This window comes from Leifsonia sp. YAF41, assembly GCF_052113185.1.
Taxonomy (GTDB): domain Bacteria; phylum Actinomycetota; class Actinomycetes; order Actinomycetales; family Microbacteriaceae; genus Cryobacterium.
In genome coordinates, this window is the sequence record NZ_JBFRCS010000007.1 from 32,648 (window position 1) to 48,284 (window position 15,637).

Consider the following 15,637-nt stretch of genomic DNA (forward strand, 5'->3'; position numbering starts at 1 on the left):
CCCACTCGCTAGCCTGAGGTCATCGGCAGATGAAGGGGAACTCATGCTGGAGATCAGAAACATCAACAAGCACTATGGCAATCGCCACGTGCTGCGCGACGTGAGCTTTACCGTCGGCAACGGGCGAATGACCGGATTCGTTGGGGGAAACGGGGCGGGCAAGACCACCACGATGCGCATCATTCTCGGTGTGCTGGAGGCCGATGCCGGCCCGGACGCCGGCTCTGTGCTGCTCGACGGCGTTCCGCTCACCGCCGGCGACCGCCGCCGATTCGGCTACATGCCCGAGGAGCGTGGCCTCTACCCCAAGATGAAAGTCGCCGAGCAGCTCGTCTACTTGGCCCGCCTGCACGGTCTCAGCCCCGCAGAAGCCCGCCGCAACACGGCCGAACTTCTCGAGCGTCTCGGCCTCGGCGAGCGCGCCGGCGACGCGGTCGAAGCGCTTTCCCTCGGCAACCAGCAGCGTGCCCAGATCGCCGCGGCGCTCGTGCACGACCCCGAGTTTCTCGTGCTCGACGAACCGTTTTCCGGCCTCGACCCGATGGCCGTCGAAGCCGTGCAGGGTGTGCTCAAGGACTACGCGGCCAGCGGCGTTCCGGTGCTCTTCTCCTCACACCAGCTCGATATCGTCGAACGGCTCTGCGACGATCTGGTCATCATCGCCGACGGTCAGATCCGCGCCGCCGGCCACAGCGAAGCGCTCCGCGAGCAGTTCAGCACCCCGCTCTTCGAGATTCAGGTTGCCGACGACGCCGACTGGATCCACCACGTGTCCGGCATCGAGGTCGTTCACGTCGTCGGCGGCTTCGCCGTCTTCCACGCCGAGACGGATGCCGCTAGCCAGTCGGTTCTCTCTCTGGCCCTCGGCCGGGGAGGCGTAACCTCGTTCGGCCCCCAACGCCCGTCGCTCGCCACCATCTTCAAGGAGGTCGTTCGATGAACGCCACCCCGGCCACCACGACCGACAACGTCAACGGCAGCAGCAGCAACAACGCCAGCGCCTCCAGCACCGGCATCCGCCCCCGCACCACACGCCCCGCCCCCAGCCTCGGTCAGAGCATTTGGCTTGTCTCGACCCGCGAGATCATGGCGCGCATCCGCAGCAAGGCGTTTCTGATCTCCACCGGAATCCTGCTGCTGCTCGCCGTCGGCTCCGTCGTCGCGGGCGGAATCGCCAGCGCCAACCCCACGCTGCCGAAGGTGGCCGTCGTCGGTTCGGCCGCCGACGTGATCGCGACGAACCCCGCCCTCGAAGCGGTGCCGGCCGAGAGCGTTGCCGACGCCGAGGCGCTGGTGCGCGACGGTTCGGTAGACGCGGCGATCGTGCCGGCCACAGCCGCGGGCTCCCCGCTCGACATCGCAGTGATCGCCCTCGACTCGGCACCGAGCGGGGTGATGGGTGCGCTCAGCGTCAGCCCCGGCGTCGAACTACTCGAGCCGCCCAGCCAGAACGGCTTCATGAGCTACCTCGTCGCCATCGGCTTCGGGCTGGTGTTCTTCGTCTCCGCGATGACTTTCGGAACCACCATCGCGCAGAGCGTGGTCGAAGAAAAGCAGACCCGGGTCGTCGAAATTCTCATGTCGGCCATCCCGGTGCGCGCACTTCTGGCGGGCAAGATCGTGGGCAACAGCATCATGGCGTTCGCCCAGATCGCTCTGATCGGAATACTGATCTCCAGTGCCATGGCCTTCACCGGCCAACGCGTGCTGCTGGCCGACCTCGGACCGTCGGTCGTCTGGTTCGCCGTGTTCTTCGCGTTCGGTTTCGTGCTGCTCGCCGCCCTCTACGCCGCGACCGCCTCGATGGTGTCGAGGCAAGAGGATGTCGGCTCGGTCACCTCCCCCGTGATGATGCTCGTGATGCTGCCCTATTTTCTGGTCATCTTCTTCAACGACAATCCGACGGTGATGACGATCATGTCCTACGTTCCGTTCAGCGCCCCGGTCGGAATGCCGATGCGCATCTTCCTCGGCGCGGCCGAATGGTGGGAGCCGTTGCTCTCCCTTCTCATCCTCATTGCGACGACTCTCGTCGTGATCGTGCTCGGTTCCCGCATCTACTCGAACTCGCTGCTGCGCATGGGCGGCCGGGTCACCCTCAAGGAGGCGTTGCGCGGTTAACCCGATCCGCAGCATCCGCGCACGCTGACAAGCGGATGCTGCGTCGCGGGTCGGTTCCCCGCAGATTTCATGCAACCCACGCATAGAATCGCCGTGCCGATGTGCGGGAGGATAGAGAAGTGACCCAACTCCATGACCTGACGTCCCGCGGCTTCGCATCCGATAACTACTCGGGCATCCACCCGCAGATTCTTGAGGCCATCGCCACCGCGAACGGCGCACATCAGATCGCTTATGGCGACGATGTCTACACGGCCCGGCTCAACGAGGTCTTCGTCAGCCACTTCGGTGAGGGCGTCGAAGCTTTCCCGGTGTTCAACGGAACCGGCGCCAACGTCACCGGACTGCAGTCGATGGTTCCGCGCTGGGGTGCGGTCATCTGCGCGACGACCGCGCACATCAACTCCGATGAGGGCGGCGCCCCCGAGCGCGTCGGCGGCCTCAAACTGCTCGCCGTCGCGACGCCCGACGGCAAGCTCACCCCCGAACTCATCGCCCAGGAAGCCTGGGGCTGGGGCGACGAACACCGCGCACAGCCGCTCGTCGTGTCGATCACGCAGACCACCGAGCTCGGCACCGCGTACACGCCCGACGAAGTGCGGGCAATCGCCGATTACGCTCACGCGCACGGCATGAGCCTGCACATGGATGGTGCGCGCATCTCGAACGCGGCGGCCAGCCTCGGCGTGCCGTTCCGCGCCTTCACGCGCGACGCCGGCGTCGACGTGCTGAGCTTCGGCGGCACCAAGAACGGCATGATGCTCGGCGAGTGCATCGTGGTGCTGAACCCCGCCGCATCCACCGGCCTGAAGTACCTGCGCAAGCTCAATATGCAGCTCTCCTCGAAGATGCGCTTCGTCTCGGCCCAGTTCATCGCTCTGCTTGAGGGCGACCTCTATCTGAAGAACGCCGGCCACGCCAACGAGATGGCGCAGCGCTTGCGCAGCGCTCTCGAAGCCGGCCTCGCTGACGGTTCACTGCACGGCCTCTCGTTCACGCAGGCCACGCAGTCCAACGCGGTCTTCGCCATCCTGCCCGCCGGGGTCGCCGATCGCCTGCGCGAGTCGTTCCGGTTCTACGACTGGAACCCGGCCACTCGCGAAGTGCGTTGGATGTGCGGCTTCGACACCAGCGAAGATGATATCGATGCGTTCATCGCTGCCTTGCGCCGGGAGCTCTCGGCCCCATGATCGTCGCCCTCACCTCGCGAAAGCGGGCAGATGGCCGCTTCACGAGACGCGAAGCGGCCATTCGGCCGCTCTCGCGATTTGAGACCTGTGCGTCCGCGCAGCTAGTTGAGGAGTACCGACGATGAACGTCTTCGCAAGCAAACCGTGGCTGGCGTCCTATGCAACGGGAGTCCCGGCGACGATCGAAATGCCAACCGGCTCCCTCATCGACATGATGGATGCCGCGGTGAAGACCTACAAGTCGGCCATCGCCCTCGATTTCTTCGGCGCGACCACCAGCTATAGCCTGCTCGGCGAGCAGATCTCCCGGGTTGCGAACGGCCTCGCGAAACTCGGCGTGAAAGCCGGTGACCGGGTCGCCATTGTGCTGCCGAACAGCCCGCAGCACATCGTCGCGTTCTATGCGGTGCTGCGCCTCGGTGCCATAGTCGTCGAGCACAACCCGCTCTACACGCCGCGCGAGCTGCGGCACCAGTTCGAGGATCACGGCGCCCGCGTCGCCATCGTCTGGGACAAGGTCGTCGACACCGTGCTGGCATTTCCGAGCGACGTTGCCGTGCGCGCCACGATCTCGGTCGACGTCACCCGGGCCATGCCGTTCGGCAAACGTCTCGCGCTGCGCCTGCCCATCAAGAAGGCACGCACCGCCCGAACCGCGCTCACCTCCTCCAAACTGAGCAAGGGTGCGATCAGCTGGGACACCCTCGTCACCTCCCGGCCGCTGCGCCGCTCCCACCCGCGCCCGGCGGTCACCGACATCGCGGTGCTTCAGTACACGAGCGGCACCACCGGATCGCCGAAGGGCGCCATCCTCACCCACTTCAATCTGCACGCGAACGCCTTGCAGGGCGCGGCGTGGGTGCCCGGCCTCCAGCACGGCAAAGAAGTTTTCTACGCGGTTCTGCCCATGTTCCACGCCTACGGCCTCACCCTCTGCCTCACCTTCGCGATGAGCATGGGCGCCCGGCTGGTGCTCTTTCCCAAGTTCGACCCTGGTTTGGTGCTGGATGCCGCGCGCACCACCCCGCCGACGTTCCTGCCCGCGGTTCCGCCGATCTACGACCGCCTCGTGCGGGCTGCGGCCGAGCGCAAAATCAGCCTGGACAGCATCCGCTTCGCCATCTCCGGCGCCATGAATCTGCCGGTCGCGACGGTGGACCGCTGGGAGGCCGCCACCGGTGGCCTGCTCGTCGAGGGCTACGGCATGACCGAGACGTCACCGGTTGCCGCCGGAAACCCGATCGGGCCGAGCCGACGCCCCGGCACCGTCGGGGTGCCGTTCCCGAGCACTGAGATTCGGGTTGCCGACCCCGACGATTCGAGCGTCGACCGCGGGTTCGACGAAGAGGGCGAACTGCTCATTCGCGGACCGCAGGTGTTCTCGGGCTATTGGAACCGCCAAGACGAGACGGCATCCGTGCTGCTCGCCGACGGCTGGTTGCGCACAGGCGACATCGTGCGCGTCTCTGCCGACGGCTTCATCACCATCGTCGACCGGATGAAGGAACTCATCATCACCGGCGGCTTCAACGTTGCGCCGTCCGAGGTCGAGGAAGCCCTGTCGACGCATCCGTCGATCGCGGACTCCGCCGTGGTGGGCATCCCGAGTGCGGCCGGCGGCGAGGATGTCACGGCGGCCGTCGTGCTCGTGCCGGGTGCCGCGCTCGACGTCGAGGCGTTGCGCCTGCACTGCCGCGGGCTGCTCTCCGCCTACAAGGTGCCGCGCAAGATCGTGCAGCTCGACGAGTTGCCGCATTCGCTGATCGGCAAAGTGTTGCGCCGACAGGTGCGGGAGCAGCTGACGCGCACATCGGACTGACGAACTCGTTGATCGAGGAGCGCCCGACGGAGTCGGCCGCGTCTCGAGATCCCGCGAGCCGATCCTTGACGTGCCCGCGTTTGAACGTCAGCTCACGAGGTCTCGAGACGCGGGCTCGCTTCGCTCGCGCGCTCCTCGACCAACGAATGGAACTCAGTGCACGAGAGTGCTCAACCAGATCACGGCCAGCCCGAGCGCCGACGTCACTGCCGCACTCAGCAGGCGGAGCCCCCAGCCCTGCCCGCGCCGAGTGGAGTTCACGTAGCCGAGAACCGCGAGAATCGCCACGCCCACCCAGAGCGCGATGTAATAGGCCACGTACTCATCGAGCCAGCCGATCACGGCAAGCAGCAGAAAGAACGCCGGCAGCAGCATCGCGACGACCATGCCCACCGAATGCTGGGCCGACCGGTACGCGGCGACGCTGATCGCCTTCCAGCGGGGGCCGCTCGTCTCCTCGCGCGCGACGACGCCCGAGTAGATATGGGACAGCCAGAACACCCCGATCGTGCCCACTGTGAAGACCAGCACCTCCCAGTCGGTGTTGAACTTCCAGCCCACCGCGATCAGCGCGCTGACGAGCACGGTCCCATAGATCGCATACTCGGTGCGATACACCCGTGCCACAACGGCGACGGGTTTCGCGGCGTTCGCTGCGACCGGCCCCGTCCATCGGTGGCCCGGCGGCAGGGAACGCGACTCGTCGGCGCCGGCGTCATTCATCGCTGGCTGCTTCGTCGGCGATTGCTTCATCGCCGGTTACGCGAGGTGAAGTCCCCGCAATGGCTCGCATGCCGTACACGGTACTTCGCTCTGCACCTGCGGTCCACGGCTGAGGCCTCGCTGCCGGGCGAATTCTTCAAGAATGTATAGCTTCGGAATATTTATCCCTCGAACAGGTTGTATCCCCTGGGTCAGAGTCGCCCCGCACCATCAGTCCACGCGAGGAAAGAACCACACCCATGACACTCATCACTGACACCGTCAACCGTTTCGCCGACACCGACGCGCCACTGCTGACTACGCTGGCCGAGCGTTGGAGCCCGCGCGGCTACGACGCCACCGCCGTCATCGACGAGGCCACACTGACCACCGTGCTCGAGGCCGCCCGCTGGGCTCCCTCCGCCGCGAACATGCAGCCGGCCCGCTTCATCGTCACCCGCCGCGGAACCGACAGCTTCGCAAAGATTCACGACCTGCTGACCGGCTTCAACAAAAGCTGGGCCGACAGCGCATCCGTGCTGATCGCCAACGTGGCCGACGCCACGATGAAGCCGGAGCAGGACAACCCCTGGGCCTCCTACGACCTCGGCCAGGCCGTCGCCCACCTCTCGGTGCAGGCGCAGCACGAGGGTGTGCACACCCACCAGATGGGCGGCTTCGACGCCGCGGCCATCGCCGAAGCCTTCGGTTTGAGCGAGAAGCAGACCGTCGTCTCGGTCATCGCACTCGGCAAGCTGGCGGATGTCGCCACGATGTCCCCCGAGATTCTCGAGCGTGAGTCGACGCCGCGCGTCCGCAAGCCGCTCGCCGAGCTTCTGCTCGCGAACGACTAGGTCACTCCGACCCACGTCGGCTACCCCCATCTCGTTGGTCGAGGAGCGCGCGAGCTTGCGAGCACGCGTCTCGAGACCTCGCGAGCCGGCCTCGGGACGCAACCACGTTCAGAGTTCGGCTCGCCGGGTCTCGAGACGCGGCCTCCTCCGTCGGCTGCTCCTCGACCAACGAAAATTGTCACGGTCGGGCCCCGAGAGCCGTGGCCGCCGAGACGACTACGGGCGCAACAACACCTTGATCGCCCGACGCTCGTCCATCGCCGCGTACGCCTCGGCGACATCCGCCAGTGGCAGCTGCAGGTCGAAGACACGCCCCGGCTGAATCTCCCCCGACAATACGTCGGGCAGAAGCTCCTCGATGTAGCCGCGCACGGGTGCGACGCCGCCGTTCACGCCCACGTTGCGGTTGAACAGCGGGCGCACCGGCAGCTCTGGGCCACCGTTCGGCGCTCCCACATAGCCGACCATCCCACCCGGACGGGCCGAACGGATCGCCTGATCCATCGACTCCTTCGTTCCGACACATTCGAGCACGCAGTCCGCGCCGATGCCATCGAAAATCTCGCGGATGCGATCGACCCCGGCGTCGCCGCGCTCCTCCACGATGTCGGTGGCGCCGAACTCGCGCGCGAGCGCCTGCCGGTCGGCATGCCGCGACATTGCAACGATGCGGGAGGCGCCCAGCCGCTTGGCCGCGATAATCGCGCAGAGCCCAACCGCGCCGTCACCGACGACGACGACGGAGCTTCCGAGGGTGACCCCGGCCGAGACGGCGGCATGGTGGCCGGTTCCCATCACGTCGGCCAGGGTCAGCAGACCGGGAACCTGCTCGGCATCCGGCATCTGCGGGGTGGCGACCAGCGTTCCATCGGCAAACGGTACGCGCACGAGCTCGCCCTGGGCGCCATCCGCGAAGCCGCCGAGCTTGTCGTCTGAGCCCCACCAGCCGCCGTTCAGGCAGGAGGTGCTGACGCCGTTTCGGCAGTTGATGCAGGTGTTGTCGCAGGAGTAAAAGGGTGCGATCACGAAGTCGCCGACGGCGACAGTCTGCACATCGGGTCCGATCTCCTGCACGATTCCGACGAACTCGTGGCCGATGCGGTGCGGCTCGGTCGTCGGCGTCACGCCCCGGTAAGGCCAGAGGTCGGAACCGCACACGCACGCGGCAACGACGCGCACGATGGCGTCACCGCCGGTCGAAAGTTTCGGTTCTGCTACCTCGTCGAGGCGGATGTCTCGTTCACCGTAAATCACTGTTGCACGCATGTTCCGAGCCTAACCCGCGCGCCCGGCCGCCCGAAAGCATCGTTGGTCGAGGAGCAGCCGACGCAGGAGGCCGCGTCTCGAGACCCGGCGAGCCGATCTCTGAACGTGGTCGCGTCTGGAGGCCGGCTCACGAGGTCTCGAGACGGCCGCGGGCGACCTCCTCGACCAACGAGATGCGAGCTACGAGCGGATGCGACGACGACGGCCGAGAACGAACGCCCCAGCCACCAGCAGGAACACGGCGAGCATGCCGAGCAGTGGCAGCCCGTCACTCACACCGGTTCCGGCGAGCGGCGACGTCGATGTTCCACCCGGAACGCTCGGGGTTCCGCCGGGACCAGCCGGATCGGTTCCGGGACCGGTCCCCGGATCCACCGCAGCCTGCGTGATCGTGATGGTCTTCGTGACGAAACGCGGATGTCCCGCACTGTCGAGGCCCGAGGCCACAATCGTGTGCTCGCCGACCAGGTCGGCCGGGAGGGTAAGCGAGACCGTCGCGCTCCCCGATGCGTCTGCCGTCGCTGTCGCCAGCTGGCGCGGGGTCGAATAGATCCCAAACGTGATCGGCGCGTCGGCGGCGAAGCCATCGGCCGTCACCGTCAGCTTCTGCCCCGGCTTCGCTTCACCAGGAACTCCGGCCAACGAGCCGTCGCTCTCCGGGACAACAATTGGCAGCGGAACCGCCGCAGCCGCAACGACCGTCAGCGTGAACGTCTGGGTGGCATCCGTGCCCACCCCGTTGCCCGCGGTCAGCGTCACCTCATGCGCTCCCACTGCAGACATCGTGGTGCCCTGAAGCGTCGCCGTACCGTCGCCGTTGTCGGTGAAGGTCAGGCCGTCCGGCAGCTCACCGGCCACCGTGATGCTCGTCGCCGACGGGAATCCGCCGCTTGTCTTCACCGTGACCGAACCGGTGATGCCGTGGGTGAAGGTCGCCGCTGCGTCGCTCGTGAAGTGCGGGGTCTCTTCAATCGTCACGGTGAGGGTCTGACTGACGGATGCCCCGCCCGCATTCCCCGCTGTCACGGTGAGCGTGTGGATACCACCGGTGCCGGCCGCCGGGGTTCCGGCCAGTTCGGCCGTGCCATCGCCGTTGTCGGTGAAGACGAGACCGCCGGGCACGGTTCCGGTGACGCCGAGCGTGGTGACGGTCGGGAATCCGGCATCTGTCTCAATCGAGAAGCTGGCAGCATCTCCGACCTCGAACAGGGTGTCCGCCGCGCTCGTGATCGTGGGCGCCTCGGCAACCGTGAGGGTGAACGTCTGGGTGGCATCCGGCAGGAACGTGTTGGCCGCGGTCAGGGTCATCACGTAGTCGCCGCCGCTCCCGACTGGGGGCGTGCCGGTCAAGGTGGCCGTGCCGTCGCCCATGTCGGTGAAACTGAGCCAGTTCGGCACGTCTCCGCTCAGGGCCAGGTCCGCGCTCGGGCTGCCCGTCGAGGTGGCGGTGAAAGTCTGCACCGATCCGTCGACGAGGAATGTGGCGGATGCAGCACTGGTCACGGCCGGTGGTGTCCCGACTGTCAACAGGGCAGGAGTCGTCGTCGCGTCGGTGGTTCCGTTCGAGAATACGGCCCGGTAGAGCGTGCCGTTCTGGGGCTGGCTCGCGGTGAAGCTGAGTGTTGCGGCGGTCGCACCGGGGACATCCGTGTAGTGCGAGCCACCGTCGATCGAGGCCTGCCACTTCACGGTCGGGGCCGGATAGCCGGTCGCGGCGACGGTGAAGGTGGCGGTGCCGCCGGCGGTCACCGTGGTTGACGACGGGTTCGTCACGATGACGGCCGCCTCGGTGACCGTCACGGTGAGCGTCTGGGTCGCGTCAGGCGAGACACCGCTGACACCGGTCAGTTGCAGCGTGTAGGCGCCGCCAGAGCCGGCCGGGGCTATGCCGCTGAGCGTCGCCGTTCCATCGCCGTTGTCGTCGAGTGTCAGGTCGGTGGGCAGCGCCGCGCCGGTCGAAACGGCGGTGATCGAACCGACGGCTGGGTAGCCGCCCCCGGTCTTGACGGTGAAGCTGCCCGGCGTGCCGACGGTGAATGCCGCACTCGTTCCGGTGGTGAATGTCGACGGCTCGTTCACCACGAGGGTGAACGGCTGGGTCGTCGAACCGGCCGTGTTGCTCGCGGTGAAGGTGAGTGGGTAGCTCTTGCCGGCCGCGACTACCGGCTTTCCGGTCACGGTGGCGGTTCCGTCGCCGAGGTCATCGAACGTCAGCCCCTCCGGGAGGACCCCGGACATCGCGATGACTGTCGTCGACGGGAATCCGGGAGTGGTCGTGACGGTGAAGGTGTCGGTCGAGCCGACAGCGAAGGTGGCCGACGGGCTGCTCGTGATCAGCGGCGCCGCGCTCACCGTGAGCGTGAACGACTGGGTCGCCGCATCGCCGAACCGGTTGCTCGCTTGGACGTTGAACGTGTGGGATCCGGATGATCCTGCTGGTGGTGTGCCCGCCAAGGAGGCCGTGCCGTTGCCAGGGTCGGTCAAGGTGAGCCAGGCCGGCACCGAGCCGCCGAGGCTGAACCTGGCCGCCGGAACTCCCGATGCCTCGAAAGTGAAGAATTGGCCCCCGCCATTCAGGGCGAACGTGGCCGCTGCGGCACTCGTGATCTCGGGAACGGTGCCGACCGCGAGGCTGGCTTCGGTCGTGGTTGCCACGCCGCTGTCGCTGCGGAACACAGCGCGGTACCGGTGGCCGTCCTGGGCTTGAGCGGCGGTGAAAGTGAGTGTGCGCGACGTCTTTCCGGCGAGGTCGCTGAATGCTCCGCCCGCGTCCGTCGCAACTTGCCATTGCACGGTCGGTACGGGGAATCCACCCGCTGCCGCGGTGAAGCTGACCGGGGCACCGACGATCTGTGCTGCATCGGCCGGGTTCGTGGTGATCAGCGGCGCTTCCGTGACCGTCAGGGCGAAGGTTTGTACGGCGTTCGGCGCGATGCCGTTGTCCACCGTGAACGTCAACTCATACTCGCCCCCCTGGCCGACGGCCGGTGTGCCGTCGATTGTCGCGGTTCCATCGAGGTTGTCCGTGAAGGTCATGCCGGTCGGCAACGTCCCGGTCTGTGCAACACTCCCCACGGTCGGGGAGCCGGAGGTCGTCACGGTGAAGGGTGAAGACGTTCCGACCGCAAACGTCGCCTGGGCGGCACTGGTGAATCGCGGCGCCTCGGTGATCGTGAGAGTGAACGACTGAGTGGCGGCGGTGCCGAAGCCGTTGGCCGCGGTGATCGTGAGCGGCAGCGAAGCGGTGCCACTGCCGACCGGCGGCTTGCCCTTCAGCACCGCAGTGCCGTCGCCGGCATCGACGAGGGTGAGCCAAGCCGGCGCGCCGGTCACGGTGAGCGCCGCGGCAGGAGTGCCGGTGCTGGTGACGTCGAAGGTCTGGCTGGTCCCGTCCACGGTGAAGGTGCCGGAGGCCGCAGTCGTGATGGCGGGCGGCGTCCCGACAGTCAATTTGACCGCCGAAGTCGTTGCCGTCGTGCCGTTCGCGAAGACGGCTCGATAGCGGTTGCCGTTGTCCGACTGCGTGGTGGCGAAACTCAGCGTGGCCGCAGTTGCCCCCGGCACGTCGGTAAACGTCGCCCCGGCATCGGTGGATACCTGCCATTTCACCGTCGGAGCGGGGAAACCGGTAGCGGCCGCGGTGAAGCTCGCGGTGTCTCCCGCCACTGCACGCACCGCCGTCGGCTGCGTGCTGATCGAAACCGGCTCGATAACTGTCAGCACGAAGTTCTGCGTCGCGCTGGGGTTGGTGCCGTTGTTGGCCGTGAAGGTGAGCGGGTAGGTTCCGCCGGTGCCGGCATCCGGAGTGCCGGACAGGGTTCCTGTGCCGTCGGCATGTGTCGTGAACGTGACGCCGCTCGGCAGCGCACCAGAGGTGCCGATGGCCGAAACCACGGGGAACCCACCGGTCGTCACCGTGAAGCTCCCGCTTTGCCCGACGGTGAAGCTCGTGCTCGCCGCACTGCCGATGCCGGGCGCTTCGGCGACATGCACTGTGACGTTCTTCGTGGGCGCCGTGCCCACCCCGTTGTCGGCCTTGACCGTGATCGGGTAGTCACCGCCTTCTCCCGCTGCGGGAGTTCCGGTCAGGGTCGCGATTCCGGTGCCTGCGTCAGTAATGGCCACACCGTCGGGCAGATCACCGGTGAAAGTGATGCCCGGCTTCGGGAATCCGGTGGTGGTCACCAGATTGAGAGTGGTGGCGGCCCCGACCACAGCGTTGGCGGATGCGCCGCTCGTGATCGCCGGCTGCGTGCGAATCTCCAGATTTGCTGTCGCCACCGCGCCATCCAAGTTCGCCCGCACCGAGCCGGGGCCCTCCGTGGTCGCCGCGTTGAAGGTCGCGCTGGTTGTGCCGTTGACCAGTGTCGTCAGGTTCGGCGTGATGGTGGCGCCGCTCGGTAGCGCGTTGCCCCAGGTGACCGGCGCACCGGCGAAGGCACTGAGGTCGGTGGGCAGGATCGCAGTCCCGGCTGAGTTCGTCAGCATCGATGCGGTGACAGCTGTCGTCTTGGCCGGATGGATCAGCGGAGTGGTCGCCGCTGCCGCGGTCAGTGTGAGGTACGGAGAGGCAATGGAGGCAACCGTTCCCGTTGCGAGCTTCACGGCATTGCAGGGTGCGTCGGGGCCGGCGACACAACCCCACCAGTTGTTCTTCGCATTGATCGTCAGCGCCGAAGTGGCCGCACTCGCGAGCCCTGCCGAACCAGTGTTGCCGATGATGCGGTTGTAGTGAGCGGTGAACGCACCGCCGTCGATTTGCACGGCGCCGGCGCCCGCCGAGCCAGTGATGGAGTTGCCGCTGATCGTTGATTTGTTGAGCGAAAGCGTGCCGCTGCGCTGCCAGATTGCTGAGCCGACGGCTTCGTGCACGCCACCGGTCACCGAGTTGCCGGAGAACGTGGTGCCGCTGATCGCCATCGTGGCGAGCCCACCGACATCGTCGACGGCAAGGGCGCCACCGCCGTTCGCCGAGCTATCGGTTGACGCTGAGCTATTTCCGCTGAAGGTCGAGTCGGTAATGGTCAGGCCCTCACCCGCGATGCCGACGCCCTGGTAGGCAACCCCACCGCCGGGGCTGCTGCCCGAGGAGTTGTTGCTGATCGTCGAGTTCACGATGTTCAGCGAGCCGCCCATGAACTGGATGCCGCCGCCCGGGTTCCAAGTCGGGCCATCCGGTGTGGTGTTGGCGCGGTTGCCCGTGATCGTGGTGTCGGTGATCGTCAAGGTGTCCTTGGCGACATCCGGAAAGTACGAGCCACCGCTGATTCCACCGCCGCCGTACAGGTTGTCGACCCCGCCGCGAATGGTGAGCCCGGTCAAGCTGACGGTCACGTTTCCGACCGGCTTCGAGCCGTCGGCAAAGGGGTCGAGGGTCATGACCTGGAGGAGGCCGTTGCCGATGATGTTCGGAGTCACGCCGGCGCCGGCCCGAACCGTGATGTCAGCGCCCGACTTGGTTCCGATGAGCAGTGGCCCATAGGCAAGCTGGTAGGTCGGGTTCGTCAGGGTAATTGTGACCGGGTTGGTCTGCTGGTTGGCGTAGCAGAGGGCCGTGCGCAACGTGACCGGCGAATCAAGCGCACTGACCGTGGCACAGGTCGCGGTGTGGTCGACATCGGTGGTCGAGGTGACCGTGATCGACATCGGGGCCGCGTAGGCGGGCACCGCTTCCAGCAGGGAACCGGAGGCGACAAGTCCGAGCGCGACGAACGCGGCCAGGAGACGGGAACGGCGCGAGGGAGCGGTCAGCGAGATCATCGCCTGCCAGCTTCGCAGACATGCGCACCGAACAAACTCCCCAAAGTGGGGGTGGTTGGTGCACTTCGCCATCGAATATGATTCCTGACGGTGTTCGCAATGTTCGCCTGAATTCATGGAGGTTCTGCCGTGCCGGATGTGTCCCGCCGTGCAGCGGTTGCTCTGGGCCTCGGAACGCTCGGCCTCACAGCCGTCACCATCGCCGCGAACCCGGGTCGCGTCGGCGCTTCGCTCTCCGCTCTGGCCGCTTCGTTCCAGCCGCCGGCGATCCCTGCGCGTTCTATTTTCGTGGGCTCCGTTGGCCAGGTCTTCACCGCGGTGTCGTCGGCCGGCTCGTTTCCGGTCACCTTGGCCTCAGTCGATGATCTTGCCCCGGTGGTCAAGCCCGACGACGAAGACCGGTTCAATCTGCTCTTCGAATCGAAGGATCCCCGATTCGAATCCGGCATCTACCGCATCAGTCGCACCGGGGTGCCGATGACCGAGTTGTTCGTCTCGCCGGTCAACGCTGAGGCGAAGACCCGCACCCTGCAGGCGCTCGTCAACCGGCAGGCCTGATGCCGCTCGCGCCACACCAGGTCACGCTCCGTGAAGCGACTCCGGCCGATGAACCGCTGATTCGCCGTCTTTTCGCCGATTCGCGGGCCGCGGATTTCGCACAGCTCCCCGGGGCGGATGCCGCGGTGCAGGCTCTCATCGACCTCCAATTCACCGCGCAGGCCGCCATGTTCGCCACCCGCTTCCCTGCCGGTCGGCACGAGATCATCCTCGACGGCGCCGATCCCGTCGGCAGGATCGTCACCGCTAACCAGCCCGACGGCATCCGCCTCATCGACATCACGGTGGAGAGCGCACATCAGAGCCGGGGAATCGGCACGGCAGTATTGACTGCGTTGCTCGAGCAGGCCGACTCGTCTGGCCGGACGGTCGAACTCTCGGTCTGGGAACTCAATGAGCGAGTGACCCGGCTCTATGCGCGGCTCGGTTTCAGTGCCACGGAAGCGGCGGGCGGTTACCTCACCATGCGGCGCCGTGCACCGAGCGCTTCGGGGGTGGCCGCGTGAGTGAGGCGCCCTTCTTGCCGAGCTACCCGGAGTTCGCCTTCCGCGTCGGGGCGACATTTGCCGCCGCGGTCGAACCGGAGGGCACCGTCGAGCTGGAACTCGTGGAGTGCAGCCCCCTCCTCACCTCCGGCGGGTGGCAGTCCTATTCACTCAGCTTTCGGGGCAACGCAAACACCCCCCTCGGCCAAGGCACCTACATCTTCGAGACCGACGGCCTGGAGGCGCACGCACTGTTCATCGTGCCCGTTCGCGCCGAACTGCTCGGCATCATCTACGACGCCCACTTCACCCTGCAGGAAGGCTGATCGCCATGTCGCAACCCTATATCGGCGAAATTCGACTGTTCGGCGGCAACTTCGCCCCGGCCGGGTGGGCGTACTGCAACGGCCAACTGATGCCGATCTCCGAGAACGACACGCTCTTCAACCTCATCGGCACCACCTACGGCGGCGACGGGCAGGAGACGTTCGCCTTGCCCGATCTGCAGGGCCGGATTCCGATGCATCAGGGCACGAGGCCCGGCGGAAGCACCTACCGGCTGAGCGACAAGGGCGGCGTCGAAACCATCACTCTGTCGCCAGAGCAGATCCCCCCACACAGCCACACGCCGATGGCATCAGCGGCGCTGGCCTCGTCGACGTCCGCCGCCGGAGTCGTCTCGGCCTCCTGGCCCGACGCCCCGTACAACAAGGTCGGTGGTGCGGTGACGGCATTCCCCCTCGCCCCTGAGGCCGTCGGCGGAACCGGCGGAGGCCAACCCCACGAGAACATGCCGCCGTTCCTGGGGCTGAGCTTCATCATCTCGCTGTTCGGCATTTTCCCCTCGCAGTCCTAACCACATCGTCCCCCGAGCTCAGAAAG

Annotated in this window: 12 protein-coding genes; 9 read left to right on the plus strand and 3 right to left on the minus strand. The window is 66.7% G+C overall.

Features of this window, described 5'->3' with window-relative positions; translation table 11 throughout:
- Positions 1–43: 43 nt before the first annotated feature.
- The 4 genes from AB4Y63_RS07945 (at position 44) to AB4Y63_RS07960 (ending at position 5,130) form a co-directional block, all read left to right on the plus strand.
- Positions 44–940, plus strand: coding sequence for an ABC transporter ATP-binding protein (locus AB4Y63_RS07945; protein ID WP_441790513.1), 897 nt, complete (start codon positions 44–46; stop codon positions 938–940).
- Positions 937–2,121, plus strand: a complete 1,185-nt coding sequence (locus AB4Y63_RS07950) for an ABC transporter permease (protein ID WP_441790514.1) — start codon at positions 937–939, stop codon at positions 2,119–2,121. Before AB4Y63_RS07945 ends, AB4Y63_RS07950 begins: the two co-directional genes overlap by 4 nt.
- Positions 2,122–2,240: 119 nt before the next feature.
- Positions 2,241–3,311 (plus strand): threonine aldolase family protein, encoded by a 1,071-nt coding sequence (locus AB4Y63_RS07955; protein WP_441790515.1) that lies wholly within the window; start codon positions 2,241–2,243, stop codon positions 3,309–3,311.
- A 121-nt stretch (positions 3,312–3,432) separates the two neighbouring features.
- Positions 3,433–5,130: a long-chain-fatty-acid--CoA ligase gene (locus AB4Y63_RS07960; RefSeq protein ID WP_441790516.1), complete on the plus strand. Its 1,698-nt coding sequence runs from the start codon at positions 3,433–3,435 to the stop codon at positions 5,128–5,130.
- Between the two features lie 153 nt (positions 5,131–5,283).
- Here AB4Y63_RS07960 and AB4Y63_RS07965 read toward each other — a convergent pair whose 3' ends face one another.
- A complete protein-coding gene (locus AB4Y63_RS07965) occupies positions 5,284–5,853 on the minus strand; it encodes a hypothetical protein (protein WP_441790517.1) in 570 nt (189 codons plus the stop codon).
- 239 nt (positions 5,854–6,092) lie between these two features.
- Here AB4Y63_RS07965 and AB4Y63_RS07970 point away from each other — a divergent pair, with 239 nt between their 5' ends.
- Entirely contained in the window at positions 6,093–6,686 is a 594-nt protein-coding gene (locus tag AB4Y63_RS07970) for a nitroreductase family protein (protein WP_441790518.1), read from the plus strand.
- A 216-nt stretch (positions 6,687–6,902) separates the two neighbouring features.
- On the opposite strand, the gene AB4Y63_RS07975 is transcribed toward AB4Y63_RS07970, so the two are convergent.
- Both AB4Y63_RS07975 and AB4Y63_RS07980 read right to left on the minus strand, forming a co-directional pair.
- Positions 6,903–7,952 (minus strand): zinc-dependent alcohol dehydrogenase family protein, encoded by a 1,050-nt coding sequence (locus AB4Y63_RS07975; protein ID WP_441790519.1) that lies wholly within the window; start codon positions 7,950–7,952, stop codon positions 6,903–6,905.
- Positions 7,953–8,132: 180 nt separating this feature from the next.
- Entirely contained in the window at positions 8,133–13,712 is a 5,580-nt protein-coding gene (locus AB4Y63_RS07980) for a beta strand repeat-containing protein (protein ID WP_441790520.1), read from the minus strand.
- Positions 13,713–13,841: 129 nt separating this feature from the next.
- On the opposite strand from AB4Y63_RS07980, the gene AB4Y63_RS07985 reads away from it, so the two are divergent.
- Genes AB4Y63_RS07985 through AB4Y63_RS08000 form a run of 4 tightly spaced genes read left to right on the plus strand, consistent with a single transcriptional unit; the run spans position 13,842 to position 15,611 of the window.
- Positions 13,842–14,270, plus strand: coding sequence for a DUF6916 family protein (locus tag AB4Y63_RS07985; protein ID WP_441790521.1), 429 nt, complete (start codon positions 13,842–13,844; stop codon positions 14,268–14,270).
- Positions 14,270–14,776, plus strand: coding sequence for a GNAT family N-acetyltransferase (locus tag AB4Y63_RS07990; RefSeq protein ID WP_441790522.1), 507 nt, complete (start codon positions 14,270–14,272; stop codon positions 14,774–14,776). The genes AB4Y63_RS07985 and AB4Y63_RS07990 overlap by 1 nt, the downstream gene beginning before the upstream one ends.
- The gene (locus tag AB4Y63_RS07995; protein WP_441790523.1) at positions 14,773–15,081 is read left to right on the plus strand and encodes a DUF6916 family protein; all 309 of its coding nucleotides are present in this window, start codon (positions 14,773–14,775) and stop codon (positions 15,079–15,081) included. The genes AB4Y63_RS07990 and AB4Y63_RS07995 overlap by 4 nt, the downstream gene beginning before the upstream one ends.
- Positions 15,082–15,086: 5 nt before the next feature.
- On the plus strand, positions 15,087–15,611 hold the full coding sequence (locus tag AB4Y63_RS08000; protein ID WP_441790524.1) for a phage tail protein: 525 nt from the start codon (positions 15,087–15,089) through the stop codon (positions 15,609–15,611).
- The last annotated feature ends 26 nt before the right edge of the window (positions 15,612–15,637 follow it).

Bases quoted from the DNA above. Each gene is read 5' to 3' on its own strand.
- AB4Y63_RS07945 (WP_441790513.1), top strand. From the start codon at position 44: ATGCTGGAGATCAGAAACATCAACAAGCACTATGGCAATCGCCACGTG.
- AB4Y63_RS07950 (WP_441790514.1), top strand. From the start codon at position 937: ATGAACGCCACCCCGGCCACCACGACCGACAACGTCAACGGCAGCAGC.
- AB4Y63_RS07960 (WP_441790516.1), top strand. From the start codon at position 3,433: ATGAACGTCTTCGCAAGCAAACCGTGGCTGGCGTCCTATGCAACGGGA.
- AB4Y63_RS07965 (WP_441790517.1), bottom strand. From the start codon at position 5,853: ATGAATGACGCCGGCGCCGACGAGTCGCGTTCCCTGCCGCCGGGCCAC.
- AB4Y63_RS07970 (WP_441790518.1), top strand. From the start codon at position 6,093: ATGACACTCATCACTGACACCGTCAACCGTTTCGCCGACACCGACGCG.
- AB4Y63_RS07975 (WP_441790519.1), bottom strand. From the start codon at position 7,952: ATGCGTGCAACAGTGATTTACGGTGAACGAGACATCCGCCTCGACGAG.
- AB4Y63_RS07980 (WP_441790520.1), bottom strand. From the start codon at position 13,712: ATGATCTCGCTGACCGCTCCCTCGCGCCGTTCCCGTCTCCTGGCCGCG.
- AB4Y63_RS07990 (WP_441790522.1), top strand. From the start codon at position 14,270: ATGCCGCTCGCGCCACACCAGGTCACGCTCCGTGAAGCGACTCCGGCC.
- AB4Y63_RS08000 (WP_441790524.1), top strand. From the start codon at position 15,087: ATGTCGCAACCCTATATCGGCGAAATTCGACTGTTCGGCGGCAACTTC.